The sequence below is a fragment of the Rhodococcus sp. Q1 genome, from assembly GCF_004153645.1.
Taxonomy (GTDB): Bacteria; Actinomycetota; Actinomycetes; order Mycobacteriales; family Mycobacteriaceae; genus Rhodococcus; species Rhodococcus gordoniae.
The window spans coordinates 120052-137058 of record NZ_SDMJ01000002.1 but is presented as its reverse complement, the minus strand read 5'-3'; the positions used below and the strand labels follow the sequence as shown (position 1 = coordinate 137058).

Here is a 17007-nt window from a genome sequence, read left to right as displayed (position 1 = left end):
GCCTCGGCACTACTCGATGTGAAAATGCTCACTCTTGATCGGATTCGGGTCCTCCGCCACGCCGCCGGCGCGCGACGGTCACCTCCCGGAATGCCTCGTACATCTCCTCGAGCGACCGCCGCTGGGCGTTGGTGAGGTCGGGATCCTCGCGAATCGCCCGCAGGACCGCGGACTCCGCTCCGTCGTCGGCCTGCGCGTGGGCCGCGAGGGTGTCGGCGGACAGGTGCAACTGGTCGGCGATCGCTTGCAGCACACGCTCGCTCGGCGCCCGCAGGTTCCGTTCGATCTGCGACAGGTACGGATTCGAGATGCCCACCATCGACGCGAGCTGACGCATGGGAAGTTCTGCGAGCTCACGCTGGCGGCGGATCAATTCGCCCAAGGTGCTCGGGCGTGACTCGTCCTCGTCCATGCCGACAGCATAAGCACGGTGATCCGTGTCGAGAGACACCTCACCCGGGTGCAACTTCGAACGGCACCACTCGATGCGGGATAGTAGGGGGTGATCCCTGTTCTGCGAGAGAGGACACCTCATGCTTGCCCGCACCGACCTACGCGGTCGTACTCCCACCACTGCTGAGCTCAGGGGCGCGCTGCCCCGTGGCGGAGTGGACGTGGACGCGGTGCTCCATCAGGTCCGTCCCGTCGTCGACGACATCCGCGCTCGCGGTGCCGAGGCCGCACTCGACTACTGCGAGAAGTTCGACGGGGTCCGCCCCGCCACGGTGCGCGTTCCCGCCGCGGAACTCGAACGCGCCCTCGCCGAACTCGAACCCGCGATCCGCGCCGCCCTGGAGGAGGCCGTCGAGCGCACGCGCGTCGTGCACGCGGCCCAGCGCCGCACCGATGTCACCACCGAGGTCGTCCCCGGCGGCACCGTCACAGAACGCTGGGTGCCGGTCGAACGTGTGGGCCTCTACGTGCCCGGCGGCAACGCGGTCTACCCGTCGTCGGTCGTGATGAACGTCGTTCCGGCGCAGGCCGCGGGCGTCGAATCGCTCGTCATCGCCTCGCCACCGCAGAAGAACTTCGGTGGACTGCCGCACCCGACCATCCTCGCCGCGGCCGCACTGCTCGGTGTCGACGAGGTGTGGGCCGTCGGCGGCGCCCAGGGCGTGGCACTGCTGTCCTACGGCGGCACCGACACCGACGGCGCCGAACTCGCCCCGGTCGACATGATCACCGGCCCCGGCAACATCTACGTCACCGCCGCCAAGCGGCTGTGCCGCGCCGTGGTCGGCATCGACGCCGAGGCGGGCCCCACCGAGATCGCGATCCTCGCCGACGACACCGCCGACCCCGTGCACGTCGCCGCCGATCTCATCAGCCAGGCCGAACACGACGTCATGGCCGCCTCGGTGCTCGTCACCACCAGCACCGAACTGGCCGACGCCGTCGACACCGCGCTCGCCGCCCAGCTCGAACTCACCAAGCACCGCGAGCGTGTGACCACCGCGCTGTCCGGCAGCCAGTCCGGCATCGTCCTCGTCGACGACATCGAGCAGGGCCTGAAGGTCGTCGACGCGTACGCCGCCGAGCACCTCGAGATCCAGACCGAGAACGCCTCCGCGGTCGCCGCACGCGTGCGCTCGGCCGGCGCGATCTTCGTCGGGCCGTGGGCGCCGGTCTCTCTCGGCGATTACTGCGCCGGATCGAACCACGTGCTGCCCACCGCCGGTTGTGCCCGGCACTCGTCGGGCCTGAGCGTGCAGACCTTCCTGCGCGGCATCCACGTCGTCGAGTACACCGAGGCGGCCCTGAAGGACGTCTCCGGTCACGTCATCACTCTCGCGAACGCCGAGGACCTGCCCGCCCACGGTGAAGCCGTCCGTCTGCGATTCGAGGCGCTCAAGTGACCCGGATCCCCGGCGCCCGCATCACCCTCGACGACCTGCCGCTGCGCGAGAACCTGCGCGGTAAGTCGCCCTACGGTGCGCCGCAACTGACGGTGCCGGTCCAGCTCAACACCAACGAGAACCCGCACCCCCCCACGCAGGCGCTCGTCGACGATGTCGCCGAGGCCGTGCGCGAGGCGGCCACGCAGCTGCACCGCTATCCCGACCGCGACGCGGTCGCGCTGCGCACCGATCTCGCCGCCTACCTCAGGCAGGCGTCCGGGGTCCCGATCGGAGTCGAGAACATCTGGGCCGCAAACGGTTCCAACGAGGTCCTGCAGCAGCTCCTGCAGGCGTTCGGTGGTCCCGGGCGTACCTCGATGGGTTTCGTGCCGTCGTACTCGATGCACCCGATCATCGCCGACGGCACGCAGACCGAGTGGCTGCCCACCTACCGGCGCGACGACTTCACCCTCGACGTCGACGCATCCGCGGCGGCCATCCGTGAGCGACGGCCCGACGTCGTCTTCGTCACCAGCCCCAACAATCCGACGGGACACAGCATCCCGCTCGACGAGTTGCGGGTGATCCTCGACGCCGCACCCGGCATCGTGATCGTCGACGAGGCGTACGTCGAGTTCTCCTCGCAGCCGAGCGCTCTGAGCCTGATCGACGAGTACCCGGCGAAGATCGTCGTCTCGCGGACGATGAGCAAGGCGTTCGCCTTCGCCGGCGGGCGCCTCGGCTATCTCGCCGCCGCCCCCGCGGTGATCGAGGCTCTGCTGCTCGTGCGCCTGCCCTACCACCTGTCGGTCGTCACCCAGGCCGCCGCGCGCGCGGCTCTGCGGCACGCCGACGACACCCTCGCGTCGGTCGCGGAACTGGCCGCCGAGCGCGACCGCGTCGCCGCCGAACTCGCCCGGTTCGGCTACGACGTGATCCCGTCCGACGCCAACTTCATCCTGTTCGGCCGCTTCGCCGATGCAGCTGCCACGTGGCAGCGGTATCTGGACGACGGGGTGCTCATCCGTGACGTCGGGATGCCCGGCTACCTGCGCACCACGATCGGCCTGGCCCATGAGAACGACGAGTTGCTGCGAGTGAGCGAGAAGCTCGCGGCCACGGAAATCGAGGAAACCCGATGAGCGACCGCACCGCACGCGTCGAACGCGCCACCAAGGAATCGAGCATCACCGTCGAGATCGACCTCGACGGCACCGGTCGCACCGAGATCTCCACGGGGATCCCGTTCTACGACCACATGCTCACCGCGCTCGGCCAGCACGGTTCGTTCGACCTCACCGTGCAGGCGCAGGGCGACATCGAGATCGAGGCCCACCACACCGTCGAGGACACCGCGATCGTGCTCGGGCAGGCCTTCGGCCGGGCCCTCGGCGACAAGCGCGGCATCCGCCGTTTCGGCGACTGCTTCATCCCGATGGACGAAACCCTCGCGCACGCCTCCGTCGACGTCTCCGGCCGTCCCTACTGCGTGTTCACCGGCGAACCCGACTACATGGTGCACTCGGTGATCGGGGGATATCCCGGCGTGCCCTATTCGACGGTGATCAACCGGCACGTGTTCGAGTCGTTCGCCTTCCACGCCCGTATCGCACTGCACGTGCGGGTTCTCTACGGCCGCGATCCGCACCACATCACCGAAGCCGAGTTCAAGGCGGTCGCCCGCGCGCTGCGCGAGGCCGTCGAACCCGACCCGCGTGTGTCCGGCATCCCGTCGACGAAGGGCAGTCTCTGACACATGGATGTCGTCCTCACCTATCTGTGCTTCATCGTGGCCGGATTCGCCGCCGGCGGAACGTGGTCGATGTGGAAGGCCCGCAACACGTTGTTCGCGGGTGTGCTGCTGGCTCTGACCGTGCTGGCAGCCGCCGCGGGCGTCTTCCGGTTGCTCTGACGTGGCGGAACAACAAGGGCTGTTCACCGTTCGTGGTCTGATCCCGGCATGGTCGACGTCCGCGGCGGCCTTCGGAGGCTTCTCGCTGCTGCTGCCGGTCGTGCCGTGGGCGATCGCCGAGGCCGGTGGCAGCGACACGCTCGCCGGATCGGTGACGGCGGTGTTCATGCTCACCACCGTTCTCACGCAACTCGCGATGCCGCGACTGCTGCGTGCGTTCGGTCACCGCGCGACACTCGCAGCCGGCTGCCTGTTCCTCGGGCCACCGTCGCTGCTGTTCCTCGTGTCGATCGCCCCGGCAGCGGTGCTCGGGATCTCCGGGCTCCGCGGTATCGGCTTCGGGATGATCACCGTGGCGTCGGCCGCACTCGTCGGCGAACTGGCGCCGCCGAGGTTGCTCGGCCGTGCCACCGGCATGCTCGGCATCGCCATTGCCGCGTCGCAGACGATCGGCCTGCCCGCCGGGTTGGCGATCGCCGAGCGGTTCTCCACCACGCCGGTCTTCGTGCTCGGTGCGATCATCTCGTCCGCAGGTCTGCTCGCCGCGATCCGTCTGCCACGGCTGACCGCGAAGCAGGCCCGGACGGCGCGACGCGTGCCCCCGGTCGTGCTGCTGTTCCCGTTGGTCGCCGTGGGTGCGGGCGCGATCGCCTACGGTGGTCTCACCTCGCTGTTGCGCATCGCGGTCGCCGGCCTGCCCGTCGCGGCGGCCTTGGCCGTACTCAGCGCGTCCTCGCTGATCGGGCGGTATGCGGCAGGTTCCGTCGCGGATCGGATCGGCGCCGGCAAGCTGTTGCCCGTCGGTCTCGGCCTGGCGGGCCTGGCGATGATTCCCTTCGCCCTCGTCGCCGACGACCGAGGGGGAGCGGTCCTGCTGATCGTCGCTGCGATCGCCTTCGGTCTCGGATTCGGTGTCGTCCAGAACGAAGCACTGCTCGTCGCGTTCCGCCGTGCCGGCGCAGGCAACACCGGCTCCGCGAGCGCCGCCTGGAACATCGGTTTCGACGCCGGCACGGGTGCGGGGTCGTTCGCGCTCGGCGCGCTGGCAGCGGCGGCGGGATATCCCGTCGCATTCACCGTGGCCGCAGTGCTGGTCCCGACGCTGCCCCTGCTCGCCCGGCTGGCCGGGCCGTCGGAACGTCCCCGTCCCACCACATAGAATCGACATCATGAGCGCAACCACGGTCGCCGTCCTCGACTACGGCTCGGGTAACCTCCACTCCGCCACGCGGGCAGTCGCCCGTACCGGCGTGCACGTGGAGGTCACCGCCGACCCGAAGATCGCGCTCGCCGCCGACGGGCTCGTCGTCCCCGGCGTCGGTGCCTTCGACGCGTGCATGAAGGGCCTGCGCAGCGTCGGCGGAGACAAGATCATCGGTACCCGCCTCGCCGGTGGACGCCCGGTGCTCGGCATCTGCGTCGGCATGCAGATCCTGTTCGAACGCGGCGTCGAGCACGGCATCGAGACCGAGGGCTGCGGCGAGTGGCCGGGCACGGTCGAGCGTCTGGACGCGGCGGTGCTGCCGCACATGGGCTGGAACACCGTCGAGGCCCCCGCCGATTCGGTGCTCTTCGCCGGCATGGACGCCGACACCCGTTTCTATTTCGTCCACACCTACGCCGCCCGCACGTGGGAACTGGATGCCCCCGAGCGCCTCGCCCCGCCGAAGGTGACCTGGGCCGAACACGGCAGCCGGTTCGTCGCCGCCGTGGAGAACGGTCCGCTCTCGGCCACCCAGTTCCACCCGGAGAAGTCCGGCGACGCCGGCGCGCAGCTGCTGCAGAACTGGGTCGACTCGTTGTGACCGACCCGCGGCGCGGCCGGTCGAGCGGAGACTTCTCCTTCGGCCGTCACGCCCTGATGTCCGTCGGCACGGCGACCGTCGTGCTGCTCGTCACCGCGATCGTCGTGGTGGCGGTCCGGCCCACGCCGGTCGTCGGGCTCGTCATCGCACTCGTCGGCATCGTGGTGGCCGTCGTGGCGATGGGTGTCGTGTCGACGCGGTCGGCCCGCCGCGCCTTCGGTCCCGGCGAGGACGACCGCCCCGGAAGCTGACGCGCCGAACCGGATTTCGCCCGGCGTGTTGCGGTAGCGAACCCCGGTCGGGCGCGCGAGGAGCTGCGTAACGCAGCTGTGCGGAACTCGAAATCGATCTGCCGCGCCCAGATTCACCTCGCGCCGTCCTCGGAGGGGACGACGGCGTCCTGCGCCGCCGCGCGCAGACGATCGGCGAACACCGCGCAGGCCCGGACGATCTCCGGGTCCGCGCGCATCCGGACGTCGGCGTCGAGGGTGGCGAGCGCGAGGACGAGCCACTGCCACGACTCGACCGCGAGGTGCACCTCGGTCCGGTCGTCACCCGTCGGCCGGATCTCGGCGTCTTGGTACTTCAGCGCGTCGGCGACGTGCGTGGCCGAGGCCGCCACGTCCAGGTGCACCGGTGTCCGGCCCTGCCGGAGTCCTTGCCGCAGGTATTCCGTGGCGGACCCGGCGGGAAGTCGGCGGGGTGCGAACCGTCGGCCGGTGCGGAGCAGGTCGCGCACACGATCGAGGCGGAAGACCCGCCAGTCCTCGCGATCGACGTCCCATCCGAGGAGGTACCACCGCAGCAGGTGGTGGACCTGCCGGTACGGCTCGACCCTGCGCGAGGTCGGCGAGCCCTGCGCGTCGACGTAGTCGAAGGTGAGCGTGTCACACCGCGCGATCGCCTCCGCCACGGAGCCGAGCAGCTCCGCCGACACGCTGGGCGCCTGCAGCGCACTCGTCTCCACCGCGCTGCGGACGGCCGCGACCCGCGGGCGCAGCCGCGCGGGCAGGAACTGGTCGAGCTTGCCGTAGGCGCGGGTGGCAGCGTCGTCCAGTCCGCCTTCGGCCGGCCCGGTCGCGGCGAGAGCGCCGAGCCCCAGCAGCACCGCGACGGCCTCGTCGTCGTCGAGCACCAGCGGCGGCATCGAACGTCCCGACGCGAGACGGTAGAAACCGCCGGGCCCGGAGCGGGTTTCGACGGGATATCCGTAGCCGCGCAGCCGGTCGACGTCGCGGCGGAGCGTCCGGCGGCTCACCTGCAGCCGCCGGGCCAGCTCGTCCCCGCCGATCGCGCGTCCGGTCTGCAGGATCGACAACAACGCGAGCATCCGCTCGGTGACGTCCGCCATGCCGTCATCCTCCCACCGGTTGCGGTCAGGATCCGGCCGCAACCGGTCGTAGCGTCGAATCCATGACCACCACCGTCACGACCACCGAGGCGGCAGTGCGAGGCCGCGCCATCACGATCCGTCGCGCCCGCACCCACAACCTGGCCGACGTCGATCTGACCGTTCCGCGCAACCGGCTCGTGGTGATCGTCGGGGTGTCCGGCTCCGGGAAGTCGTCGCTCGTCTTCGACACGATCGCCGCGGAGGCCGGCTACCAGCTCAACGAGACGTACCCGCCGTTCACGCGCAATCGGTTGCCGAAGTGGACACGACCCGACGTCGACCACATCGACGGTCTGACGCCGGTGATCGTCGTCGACCAGCGCCGCCTCGGCGGCAACGCCCGCTCGACGGTCGGCACCATCACCGACACCTGGACCTATCTGCGGCTGCTGTATTCCCGGGTGGGCACACCCGTCCTCGGGGAGTCGAACCGCTTCTCGTTCAACGACCCCACCGGGATGTGCCCGACCTGCTCCGGGCTCGGCGAGATCGTCGTCAGTGCCGTCGAGCGGTTCCTCGATCTCGACAGGTCCCTCGCCGAGGGCGCGATCCTGGTGCCCGGCTTCGGCAACGGTGGGTACTGGTACTCCCAGTACACCGACATCGGTTCCTTCGACGCGGACACACCCCTGCGCGAGTGGAAGCCCGCCGAGCGGGAGGCACTGCTCTACGGCGGCGAGGCCGCAGCGGCGCTGGGCCACAAACCGCCGGACGGATACGAGGGCGTCGTCGAGAGGTTCGAGCGCATCCACCTGCATACCTCCGACAACCTCTCCGAACGCAAACAGGACGTCATCCGACGTTTCACCCGCGCCGAGACGTGCCCGGACTGCGCCGGAGAACGGCTGAACGCGGCCGCGCGGGCGGTCACCCTTCGCGGCCGCACGATCGGGGAGCTGTCCCGCCTCGAGATCATCGAGCTGCTCGAATTCGTGCGCACGATCGACGACTCGCGCGCCGCACCTGTGGTGTCCGCACTGGTGGGCCGTCTCGAGGCGATGGTGACGATCGGCCTCGGCTATCTCGCGCTCGCCCGGGCGACCACCACGCTCTCGGGCGGCGAATCGCAACGGATCAAGTTGGTCCGGCACCTCGGGTCGAGCCTGACGGAGATGACCTATGTCGTCGACGAACCAACGGTCGGTCTGCATCCCGCCGACGTGGAGACGATGATCGACCTCCTTGAACGGCTCCGCGACAGCGGCAACACCGTCCTCGTCGTCGAACACGACCCGAGCGTGATGGCCCGGGCCGACCAGGTGATCGAGATCGGTCCCGGTGCGGGCTCGTCCGGTGGTCGCCTCGTCTTCCAGGGCACTTTCGACCGGCTCCGAACGGCCGACACTCCCACCGGCCGATCGCTGCGGCGCGACATCGGCCGCGGTCACCCCGCCCGCGAGGCGACCGGTCGTCTCACGATCGCCGATGCGTGTCGCAACAACCTCCGCGACCTGACGGTGCGGATCCCCACCGGCGTGCTCACCGTATTCACCGGGGTCGCTGGTTCGGGAAAGTCCAGTCTCGCAGCTGAACTCGTCGATCAGTACGACGCCACGGTGATCGACCAGCGGCCGGTGAGCACCAATCGCCGCTCCACCCCGATCACCTACACCGGCATCGCACCCACCCTGCGGCGGATGTTCGCCGAACACAACGGTGTGCCGGCGAGCCTGTTCAGCGCGAACTCGGCGGGTGCGTGCCCGACCTGCACGGGGGCCGGTGTCGTGTACATCGACCTCGCCTTCATGGACGGACGCGAGGTCGTTTGCGACACCTGCCACGGCCGCCGGTTCACCGCCGAGGTGCTCGGGCACACCGTGAATGGCCTGTCGATCGCCGATGTCGACGACCTCACCGTCGGTCGCGCCATCGAGGAACTGCCGCACGCGGAGATCGCGCACCGACTGAGTGCGCTCGCCGGGGTGGGCCTCGACTACCTCCGCCTCGGACAGTCGCTCGACACGCTCTCCGGTGGCGAGTGTCAACGGGTGAAGATCGCCAAGGAACTCGGACGAGCGAAGACGCCGACCCTCTACGTCCTCGACGAGCCGACCACCGGCCTGCACGCCGAGGACGTCGGCACCCTCCTGTGCGTCTTCGACGACCTCGTCGACCGAGGGCACACCGTCGTCGTCATCGAACACCACCTCGACGTGATCCGGCACGCCGACCACATCGTCGACCTCGGGCCGGGACCTGGACGGCACGGCGGAACCGTGCTGTACGAGGGTCCCGTCGACGAGTACGCCGGCCGTCCGACCCCGACCTGCCGGGCCCTCGACGCGGCACGGTCGGCATGACGCACGGCGCTTTCCCGACGCCCCGGCCACGCGTTTGGTGATGTCACAGGTACAGGCACTAATGTGTACGCAGTGAGCCTGGTCCTTTTGCCCGCAGTCGACGTCGTCAACGGTGAAGCAGTTCGCCTCGTTCAGGGAGAGGCGGGCAGCGAGACCGGATACGGTTCGCCCCGCGATGCCGCCCTCGAATGGCAGAACGCCGGAGCCGAATGGGTGCACATGGTCGATCTCGACGCGGCGTTCGGCCGCGGCGACAACCGTGCACTCCTCGCCGACGTCGTCGGCGAACTCGACGTGAAGGTCGAGCTGTCGGGTGGCATCCGCGACGACGAGACCCTCGCCGCGGCCCTCGCGACGGGGTGCGCCCGCGTGAACCTCGGCACCGCCGCGATCGAGAACCCCGAGTGGTGCTCCCGCGTCATCGGTGAGTTCGGCGACCGGATCGCCGTGGGCCTCGACGTCAAGTTCCTGGACGGCCGGTGGCGGCTGCGCGGCCGCGGCTGGGTCTCCGACGGCGGCGACCTGTGGGAGGTACTCGAGCGTCTCGAACGCGACGGTTGTTCGCGCTACGTCGTCACCGACGTGACCAAGGACGGCACGCTCAGCGGCCCGAATCTCGATCTGCTCCGCGAGGTGTGCGCGGCCACCGACGCGCCGGTCGTCGCGTCCGGCGGCGTCTCGACCGTCGACGACCTGCGTGCCATTGCGACGCTCACCGACGAGGGCGTCGAAGGCGCCATCATCGGAAAGGCGCTCTACGCGGGCCGATTCACCCTGACCGAAGCGCTCGACGCCGTCTCGCGCTGACCGATGGCCGATCCCGCCGACCTGAACCGGCTGCTCGCGATCGCGAGCGGTGTGCTCGACGAGGTCTCGGAACGGTTCGTCGCCGGGCACGGTGCGCCGCGCTCCGTCGACAAGGGCCCGAACGATTTCGCGACCGACCTCGATCTCGAACTCGAACGGCGGATCTCCGGTGCCCTCGCCGAGCGCACCGGTATCGCCGTGCACGGTGAGGAATTCGGCGGCCCGTCCGCGGAGGAGGGCACCGTCTGGTTGCTCGATCCGATCGACGGCACGATCAACTACTCCGCCGGGTTGCCGATGGCCGGGATCCTCCTCGCGCTCGTCGAGAACGGGGAGCCGATCCTCGGACTCACGTGGCTGCCCCTCACGAAGCAGCGTTTCGCGGGAATCGCCGAGGGGCCGCTGCTCGTGAACGGAACGCCCACCGAACCGCTGCAGCCGGCACGGCTCGAGGACGTGATGATCGCCGTCGGAAGTTTCGACATCGACAGTCGCGGTCGCGTTCCCGGCACCCGCCGCCTCGCCGTGATCACCGAGCTGAGCCGGCGGGTCGCACGGTTGCGGATGCACGGCTCCACGGGTGCGGACCTGGCATTCACAGCGGGAGGTGCGATCGGCGGTTCGGTCGTGTTCGGCCACCACCCGTGGGACAACGCGGCCGGTGTCGCGCTGGTGCGGGCGGCCGGTGGGATCGCCACCGACTTCGCGGGCGAACCGTGGCGGATCGGCTCCGGATCGGTGGTCGCCGCAGCGCCCGGAGTGCACGGCGAGATACTGGAGATTGTGCAGTCGGCGACGGAACGGTCCGTGGCCGAGCAGTCGGGTTCCGAAGGAGATCGAACATGACACTGGCCGTGCGGGTCATCCCGTGCCTCGACGTGGACGCGGGGCGGGTGGTCAAGGGTGTCAACTTCGAGAACCTGCGCGATGCGGGTGACCCGGTCGAACTCGCCGCGCTCTACAACGAGCAGGGTGCCGACGAACTGACCTTCCTCGACGTCACCGCGTCGAGCGGCGACCGGGGCACCATGCTCGACGTCGTCACGCGCACCGCCGAGCAGGTGTTCATCCCGCTCACCGTGGGAGGTGGCGTCCGTACCGTCGAGGACGTCGACCGGCTGCTGCGTGCCGGCGCCGACAAGGTCTCGGTCAACACCGCGGCCATCGCCCGGCCCGAGGTGCTGCGCGAGATGTCCGAGCGCTTCGGCTCGCAGTGCATCGTGCTGTCGGTCGACGCGCGCACCGTGCCCGCCGGTCAGGAACCGACGCCGAGCGGCTGGGAGGTCACCACGCACGGCGGTCGCCGCGGTACGGGGATCGACGCGGTCGAGTGGGCCCGGCGCGGCGAGGAACTCGGGGTCGGCGAGATCCTGCTCAATTCGATGGACGCCGACGGCACGAAGAACGGATTCGACCTGAAGATGATCGAGGCCGTGCGCGGGGCCGTGCACGTGCCCGTCATCGCTTCCGGGGGTGCCGGAGCCGTCGAGCATTTCGCGCCCGCCGTGCAGGCCGGTGCCGACGCGGTGCTCGCCGCGAGCGTCTTCCACTTCCGGGAGCTGACGATCGGCGAGGTCAAGGACGCGATGCGTGCGGAAGGGATCACGGTTCGATGAGCAGCGACATCCTGAATCCGGCGATCGCCGCCCGGCTGAAGCGCAACGACGACGGTCTGTTCGCCGCCGTCGTGCAGGAGCGGGCCACCGGCGCCGTGCTGATGATGGCGTGGATGGACGACGAGGCGCTCGCCCGCACCCTGGCGACCCGCAAGGCCACCTACTACTCGCGGTCGCGGCAGCAGTACTGGGTCAAGGGCGAGACGTCCGGGCACACCCAGTACGTGCACGAGGTGCGCCTCGACTGCGACGGCGACACGGTGTTGCTGGTCGTCGACCAGGTCGGTGCCGCCTGCCACACCGGCACGCACACCTGCTTCGACACCGACGTCCTGCTCGAAACGCCGCAGATCGCCGAATAGCCGGGACCGATCGGCGGCTCGTGCGGCGGGCTGCGACAATGCCCGCATGCCTCTCATCCAGATCAGTCAGACGCCGGGCCTGTCCGACGAGCAGAAGGCCGAGGTGATCTCCGCGGTGACCCGCGCGTACGCCGAGGCCTCGGGCAAGAATCCGTCGTCGGTGTGGGTGACGATCACCGAGGTGCCCCGCGAGAACTGGGGTGTGGGCGGAACTCCGCTCGGCTGAACACCATCGGTTACGAGGTCACCGACGCGAGCGGTGCCGTCCGGGACGAGCGCAGCCACGACCCGACCATGTCGTTCCGGGACGTACCGAGGAGCCGCCCCACCACGTGACGGTGGGACGGCTCAGGCCTTGCCGATACCGCCGGCGATTCCCTCGTCGATCTGCTCGACCAGAGCGGAACCGAGACGCGCGAGCGCGCGCACCTGCTGGTCGTCGAGACCGTCGAACACCAGCCTGCGCACGGCGTCGACATGGGTCGGCGCCGCCTCGGCGACGGTGTCGTAGCCGGCCTCGGTGAGCACGGCGTACGAACCGCGACTGCCCGGAACCGGTTCGCGTCGCACCCAGCCGCGCTTCTCGAGGCGGGTGACGACGTGGGACAGCCGCGACAGCGACGCGTTGGCCTCGGCGGCGAGGGCGTTGAGACGGAGCCTGCGCTCGGGGTGCTCGGAGAGCAGTGCGAGGACGAAGTACTCGAAGTGGGTCATGTCGGAGTCGCGCTGCATCTGGGTGTCGAGCGCTGCCGGCAATCGCGTGATGACGGAGACGAGTGCGCGCCAGGCGTTCTGCTGCGTCGGATCGAGCCACCGGGGGTCCTCGTTGCTCATGCGTTCTCCTCGCTCGTTCGGTCTCGCCGCCGCCCCCCGGGAACAGAATGCCCTCAGGGCGGGTTGTCCTTCATAATACTTGAAGCTTCAACCCGAAAGGGATGTCATGAGCACCGATTCCGCGACCACGCCCGCCCTGTTCCTCAGTCACGGCGCTCCGCCGCTCGTCGACAGCGAGCTGTGGGTCTCGCAGCTGCAGCGCTGGGCGGCCGACCTGCCGCGCCCCACGGCGATCCTCGTGGTCTCGGCGCACTGGGAATCCGCACCGCTGACCATCGGCTCGACCACCACGGGCACCCCGCTCGTGTACGACTTCGGGGGCTTCCCGCGCCGCTTCTACGAGGTGACCTACACCAGCCCCGGCGCGCCCGAACTGGCCCGGCAGGTCGCGGCACTGATGCCCGACGACGAACCGGTGGTGCAGCAGCCGAACCGAGGACTCGACCACGGTGCCTACGTGCCCCTGACCGTCATGTACCCGGACGCCGACATTCCGGTGCTGCAGATCTCCCTGCCCACTCTCGATCCGGGACGGCTGCTGCACCTCGGCGCCCGGCTACGCCCGCTGCGTGAGCAGGGCGTACTGATCATCGGCTCCGGGTTCACCACTCACGGTCTGCCCTTCCTGCGCGACCCGCGGCCCGAGGCCGCCGCGCCGGGCTGGTCGTCGGAGTTCGACCACTGGACCGCCGAGCAACTCGCGCGCGGCGACGTCGACGCTCTGCTGGACTTCCGGCACCGCGCACCGGGCATGCCCTACGCGCATCCGTCGGTCGAGCACTTCGCTCCGCTGTTCGTCACCCTCGGTGCCTCCGACGCCCCCGGCCGCGGCATCGACCAGGTCGTCGACGGCTTCTGGATGGGCCTGGCCAAGCGCTCGTTCCAGGTCGCCTGACGGCGGCTGCAGAGCCGGACGAGGTCCCTGGGATGATGGGGCGCATGTCCGGCGAGCCCACCACCATTCCCGCAGCCACCACCGACTCCTCGGGTGGCGGCCGTTCCGATTCGACGACCACCCGCGAGCAGTTCCGCCAGCTGGCCGCCGAGCACCGCGTGGTCCCGGTGACCCGCAAGGTGCTCGCGGACGCGGAGACCCCGCTGTCGGCCTACCGCAAGCTCGCGGCCGACCGCCCCGGAACCTTCCTGCTCGAGTCGGCGGAGAACGGCCGGTCGTGGTCGCGGTGGTCCTTCATCGGCGCCGGGAGCCCGGCCGCGCTGACCGTCGTCGATGGCGACGCTGCCTGGTACGGCAACGTCCCGGCCGGCGCGCCCACGGGTGGCAACCCCGTCGACGTCCTCGGTGAGACGCTGCAGCTGCTCCACACCGACCGCATCCACGGACTGCCGCCCCTGACCAGCGGCATGGTCGGTTATCTCGGCTACGACGTCGTCCGCTATCTCGAGAAGCTGCCGACGCTCGCCGAGGACGATCTGCAGATCCCCGAGATGGTGATGCTGCTGGCCACCGACCTCGCGGCCGTGGACCATCACGAGGGCATGATCTGGCTCATCGCCAACGCCGTGAACTGGGACGGCTCGGACGAGCGCGTCGACGAAGCCTACGACGACGCGGTGGCCCGTCTCGACCGCATGACCGAGGCGCTCGCCGCGCCTGCTCCGGCCACCGTCGCGACCTACTCGCGGCCCGAACCCGACTACCGCCGCCAGCGCACCACCGAGTCGTTCTGCACGGACGTCCGCAAACTGATCGGCGACATCGAGGCCGGTGAGGCCTTCCAGGTGGTGCTCTCGCAGCGCTTCGAGATCGACTGCGAGGCAGCACCGATCGACGTGTACCGGATGCTCCGCGCGTCCAACCCCAGCCCGTACATGTTCCTGCTCCACATTCCCGGCCCGGACGGCGAGACGGCCTTCTCGATCGTCGGATCGAGCCCGGAGGCGCTCGTGACGGTCTCGGACGGGGTGGCCACCACCCATCCCATCGCCGGGACCCGGTGGCGCGGCGCGGACGAGGAGGAGGATCTCCTGCTCGAGAAGGACCTCGTCCACGACGAGAAGGAGAACGCCGAGCACCTCATGCTCGTCGACCTCGGCCGCAACGATCTCGGCCGGGTGTGCGCACCGGGCACCGTCGAAGTGCACGACTACCGGCACATCGAGCGGTACAGCCACGTGATGCACCTGGTCTCCACGGTCACCGGACGGCTCGCGGAGGGCAAGCACGCCCTCGACGCCGTCACCGCGTGTTTCCCCGCCGGCACCCTGTCGGGCGCGCCGAAGGTACGCGCGATGGAACTGATCGAGGAACTCGAACCCACCCGCCGCGGTATCTACGGCGGCATCGTCGGCTACCTCGATTTCGCAGGCGACGCCGACACCGCGATCGCGATCCGTTCCGCTCTCGTCAAGGACGGCATCGCCTACGTACAGGCAGGTGCGGGCATCGTCGCAGACTCCGATCCGGAGGCCGAGGACACCGAGGCCCGCAACAAGGCCATGTCCGCACTCGCCGCCGTGGCCGCCGCGTCCACCCTCACCACCTACGGCGGTGACGCGCGGTGACCGCGGAGACGCCGGACGCCGGCCCCACCACCGGACGCCGGCGCCGGCCGACCGTGATCGCCGCCCTGCTGCTCGGGGTCGGTGCGGCCCTGTTGTGGGCATCGAGCCGGATGACGTGGGTGACCGCGGTCTCGTCCGACGGACTCGGGATCGACCGCGTCGACGACCTCGAGGGTGGCCGCTGGGCGGCGGCACTGACCCCGCTCGCTCTCGTGCTGCTCGCGGCGGTCGCCGCCGTCTTCGCGGTGCGCGGACTCGCGCTGCGTCTCGTCTCGCTCGTGGTCGCGGCCGTCGCCGTCGCCGCCGCGATCCCCGCCGTCCGGTTGCTCACCGGCGACGCAGACCCCGAGACCGCGGCCGGTGTGGCCGCGCTGCCCGACCGCGCGACCGTGACCGCCGTCGAGACCTATCCGTTGCCCGCCGTCCTTGCGATCGTCGGCGCCGTCGCGGCCCTCGCCGCGGCGGTGACGCTGTGGCGCACCCCGCGCGAGGCGGCCGGACTGTCGTCGAAGTACGACGCCCCGGCAGCACGTCGCGAGGCGGCCGCCCGGCGCGCCGAGAACGATGAACCCCTGTCCGAACGCGGTCTGTGGGACGCACTGGACGCAGGTGAGGATCCCACCGACGACGGTGGCGAGGGTGATACGGGCACCCGCCGGTGACCGCTGTAAACCACTTCACTACTCTTCTAGACAGATCCGATGAGCTTGATCACATCGGGATTGAGCAGGGTGGGAAAGGACTCGAGCCACGATGACAGTTCTCGATTCGATTCTCGAAGGAGTGCGAGCAGACGTCGCCGCCCGTGAGGCGGCCCTCGATCTCGCCTCCGTCAAGGCTGCCGCCGCAGCCGCGCCCCCACCGATCGACGCCAAGGCCGCGCTGCGCGAACCGGGCATCGCGGTCATCGCCGAAGTGAAGCGTGCCAGCCCCTCGAAGGGTGCTCTCGCCGACATCGCCGATCCCGCCGAGCTCGCTGCAGCGTACGAGTCCGGAGGCGCTCGCGCCATCAGCGTTCTCACCGAGGAACGCCGATTCCACGGCAGCCTCGCCGACCTCGACGCCGTCCGTCGCGCTGTCCGTATTCCCGTACTGCGCAAGGATTTCGTGGTCGGTCCCTACCAGATCCACGAGGCGCGGGCACACGGCGCCGACATCGTGCTCCTCATCGTCGCGGCCCTCGAGCAGACCGTGCTGACGGCGCTGATCGACCGCGTCGAGTCGCTCGGCATGACCGCGCTGGTAGAGGCGCACACCGAGGAGGAGGCCGACCGTGCCCTCGAGGCGGGCGCCACCGTCATCGGGATCAACGCCCGCAACCTCAAGACCCTCGAGGTCGACAAGACGACCTTCTCGCGCATCGCGCCGGGCCTGCCCAGCAACGTGCTCAAGATCGCCGAGTCGGGTGTTCGCGGCCCGGCCGATCTGCTCGCGTACGCGGGCGCGGGTGCCGACGCGGTGCTCGTCGGAGAGGGACTGGTGACCAGTGGGGATCCGCGCCAGGCAGTCGCCGAACTGGTGACGGTAGGCACGCATCCGTCGTGCCCCAAGCCCGCACGCTGACCGTCCCGGCAGGTCCGGACCCCCACGTGATCCGCGTCGCGTGGTGGGGCAGAC

The 17007-nt window shown here is 70.0% G+C and carries 20 protein-coding genes; 17 read left to right on the top strand and 3 right to left on the bottom strand.

Annotation, left to right across the window (positions count from 1 at the left end; translation table 11 throughout):
- Nucleotides 1–28: 28 nt before the first annotated feature.
- Entirely contained in the window at nt 29–412 is a 384-nt protein-coding gene (locus EQ874_RS05465) for a helix-turn-helix transcriptional regulator (RefSeq protein ID WP_129976135.1), read from the bottom strand.
- A 121-nt stretch (nt 413–533) separates the two neighbouring features.
- Here EQ874_RS05465 and hisD point away from each other — a divergent pair, with 121 nt between their 5' ends.
- The 7 genes from hisD to EQ874_RS05435 are packed head-to-tail and all read left to right on the top strand — an operon-like array spanning nt 534 to nt 5806.
- Nucleotides 534–1856, top strand: coding sequence for a histidinol dehydrogenase (hisD, locus tag EQ874_RS05460; RefSeq protein WP_064062959.1), 1323 nt, complete (start codon nt 534–536; stop codon nt 1854–1856).
- Nucleotides 1853–2980 carry a histidinol-phosphate transaminase gene (locus EQ874_RS05455; RefSeq protein WP_129976133.1) on the top strand — a complete coding sequence of 376 codons (1128 nt, stop codon included), beginning with the start codon at nt 1853–1855 and terminating at the stop codon, nt 2978–2980. The genes hisD and EQ874_RS05455 overlap by 4 nt, the downstream gene beginning before the upstream one ends.
- Nucleotides 2977–3591, top strand: a complete 615-nt coding sequence (hisB, locus tag EQ874_RS05450; protein ID WP_129976131.1) for an imidazoleglycerol-phosphate dehydratase HisB — start codon at nt 2977–2979, stop codon at nt 3589–3591. The genes EQ874_RS05455 and hisB overlap by 4 nt, the downstream gene beginning before the upstream one ends.
- Before the next feature lie 3 nt (nt 3592–3594).
- A complete protein-coding gene (locus EQ874_RS22855) occupies nt 3595–3750 on the top strand; it encodes a hypothetical protein (RefSeq protein WP_016696019.1) in 156 nt (51 codons plus the stop codon).
- A 1-nt stretch (nt 3751) separates the two neighbouring features.
- On the top strand, nt 3752–4909 hold the full coding sequence (locus EQ874_RS05445) for an MFS transporter (protein WP_064062962.1): 1158 nt from the start codon (nt 3752–3754) through the stop codon (nt 4907–4909).
- A gap of 10 nt (nt 4910–4919) precedes the next feature.
- The gene (gene hisH, locus EQ874_RS05440; RefSeq protein WP_129976129.1) at nt 4920–5555 is read left to right on the top strand and encodes an imidazole glycerol phosphate synthase subunit HisH; all 636 of its coding nucleotides are present in this window, start codon (nt 4920–4922) and stop codon (nt 5553–5555) included.
- Nucleotides 5552–5806, top strand: a complete 255-nt coding sequence (locus EQ874_RS05435; RefSeq protein ID WP_207213497.1) for a hypothetical protein — start codon at nt 5552–5554, stop codon at nt 5804–5806. Before hisH ends, EQ874_RS05435 begins: the two co-directional genes overlap by 4 nt.
- 113 nt (nt 5807–5919) lie before the next feature.
- On the opposite strand, the gene EQ874_RS05430 is transcribed toward EQ874_RS05435, so the two are convergent.
- Nucleotides 5920–6906, bottom strand: coding sequence for a YafY family protein (locus EQ874_RS05430; RefSeq protein WP_033097642.1), 987 nt, complete (start codon nt 6904–6906; stop codon nt 5920–5922).
- A 62-nt stretch (nt 6907–6968) separates the two neighbouring features.
- Here EQ874_RS05430 and EQ874_RS05425 point away from each other — a divergent pair, with 62 nt between their 5' ends.
- From EQ874_RS05425 to EQ874_RS05400, 6 genes are all read left to right on the top strand, one after another.
- Complete coding sequence (locus EQ874_RS05425) at nt 6969–9248, top strand: excinuclease ABC subunit UvrA (protein ID WP_129976127.1); 2280 nt, start codon at nt 6969–6971, stop codon at nt 9246–9248.
- Nucleotides 9249–9320: 72 nt separating this feature from the next.
- Complete coding sequence (gene priA, locus EQ874_RS05420) at nt 9321–10055, top strand: bifunctional 1-(5-phosphoribosyl)-5-((5-phosphoribosylamino)methylideneamino)imidazole-4-carboxamide isomerase/phosphoribosylanthranilate isomerase PriA (protein ID WP_016934938.1); 735 nt, start codon at nt 9321–9323, stop codon at nt 10053–10055.
- A gap of 3 nt (nt 10056–10058) precedes the next feature.
- A complete protein-coding gene (locus EQ874_RS05415; protein WP_129976126.1) occupies nt 10059–10901 on the top strand; it encodes an inositol monophosphatase family protein in 843 nt (280 codons plus the stop codon).
- Nucleotides 10898–11671, top strand: coding sequence for an imidazole glycerol phosphate synthase subunit HisF (gene hisF / locus EQ874_RS05410; protein ID WP_006554068.1), 774 nt, complete (start codon nt 10898–10900; stop codon nt 11669–11671). The genes EQ874_RS05415 and hisF overlap by 4 nt, the downstream gene beginning before the upstream one ends.
- A complete protein-coding gene (gene hisI / locus EQ874_RS05405; RefSeq protein WP_016935787.1) occupies nt 11668–12033 on the top strand; it encodes a phosphoribosyl-AMP cyclohydrolase in 366 nt (121 codons plus the stop codon). Before hisF ends, hisI begins: the two co-directional genes overlap by 4 nt.
- Before the next feature lie 46 nt (nt 12034–12079).
- Nucleotides 12080–12259 carry a 4-oxalocrotonate tautomerase family protein gene (locus EQ874_RS05400; RefSeq protein WP_016935788.1) on the top strand — a complete coding sequence of 60 codons (180 nt, stop codon included), beginning with the start codon at nt 12080–12082 and terminating at the stop codon, nt 12257–12259.
- Nucleotides 12260–12381: 122 nt separating this feature from the next.
- On the opposite strand, the gene EQ874_RS05395 is transcribed toward EQ874_RS05400, so the two are convergent.
- On the bottom strand, nt 12382–12867 hold the full coding sequence (locus EQ874_RS05395; RefSeq protein WP_129976124.1) for a MarR family transcriptional regulator: 486 nt from the start codon (nt 12865–12867) through the stop codon (nt 12382–12384).
- 106 nt (nt 12868–12973) lie between these two features.
- On the opposite strand from EQ874_RS05395, the gene EQ874_RS05390 reads away from it, so the two are divergent.
- The 4 genes from EQ874_RS05390 (at nt 12974) to trpC (ending at nt 16953) form a co-directional block, all read left to right on the top strand.
- The gene (locus EQ874_RS05390; protein WP_129976122.1) at nt 12974–13762 is read left to right on the top strand and encodes a class III extradiol ring-cleavage dioxygenase; all 789 of its coding nucleotides are present in this window, start codon (nt 12974–12976) and stop codon (nt 13760–13762) included.
- Nucleotides 13763–13806: 44 nt separating this feature from the next.
- The gene (locus EQ874_RS05385; protein WP_207213496.1) at nt 13807–15390 is read left to right on the top strand and encodes an anthranilate synthase component I; all 1584 of its coding nucleotides are present in this window, start codon (nt 13807–13809) and stop codon (nt 15388–15390) included.
- The gene (locus EQ874_RS05380; RefSeq protein WP_006554062.1) at nt 15387–16052 is read left to right on the top strand and encodes a TIGR02234 family membrane protein; all 666 of its coding nucleotides are present in this window, start codon (nt 15387–15389) and stop codon (nt 16050–16052) included. The genes EQ874_RS05385 and EQ874_RS05380 overlap by 4 nt, the downstream gene beginning before the upstream one ends.
- Before the next feature lie 91 nt (nt 16053–16143).
- A complete protein-coding gene (gene trpC / locus EQ874_RS05375; protein ID WP_016696041.1) occupies nt 16144–16953 on the top strand; it encodes an indole-3-glycerol phosphate synthase TrpC in 810 nt (269 codons plus the stop codon).
- Nucleotides 16954–17007 lie beyond the last annotated feature (54 nt).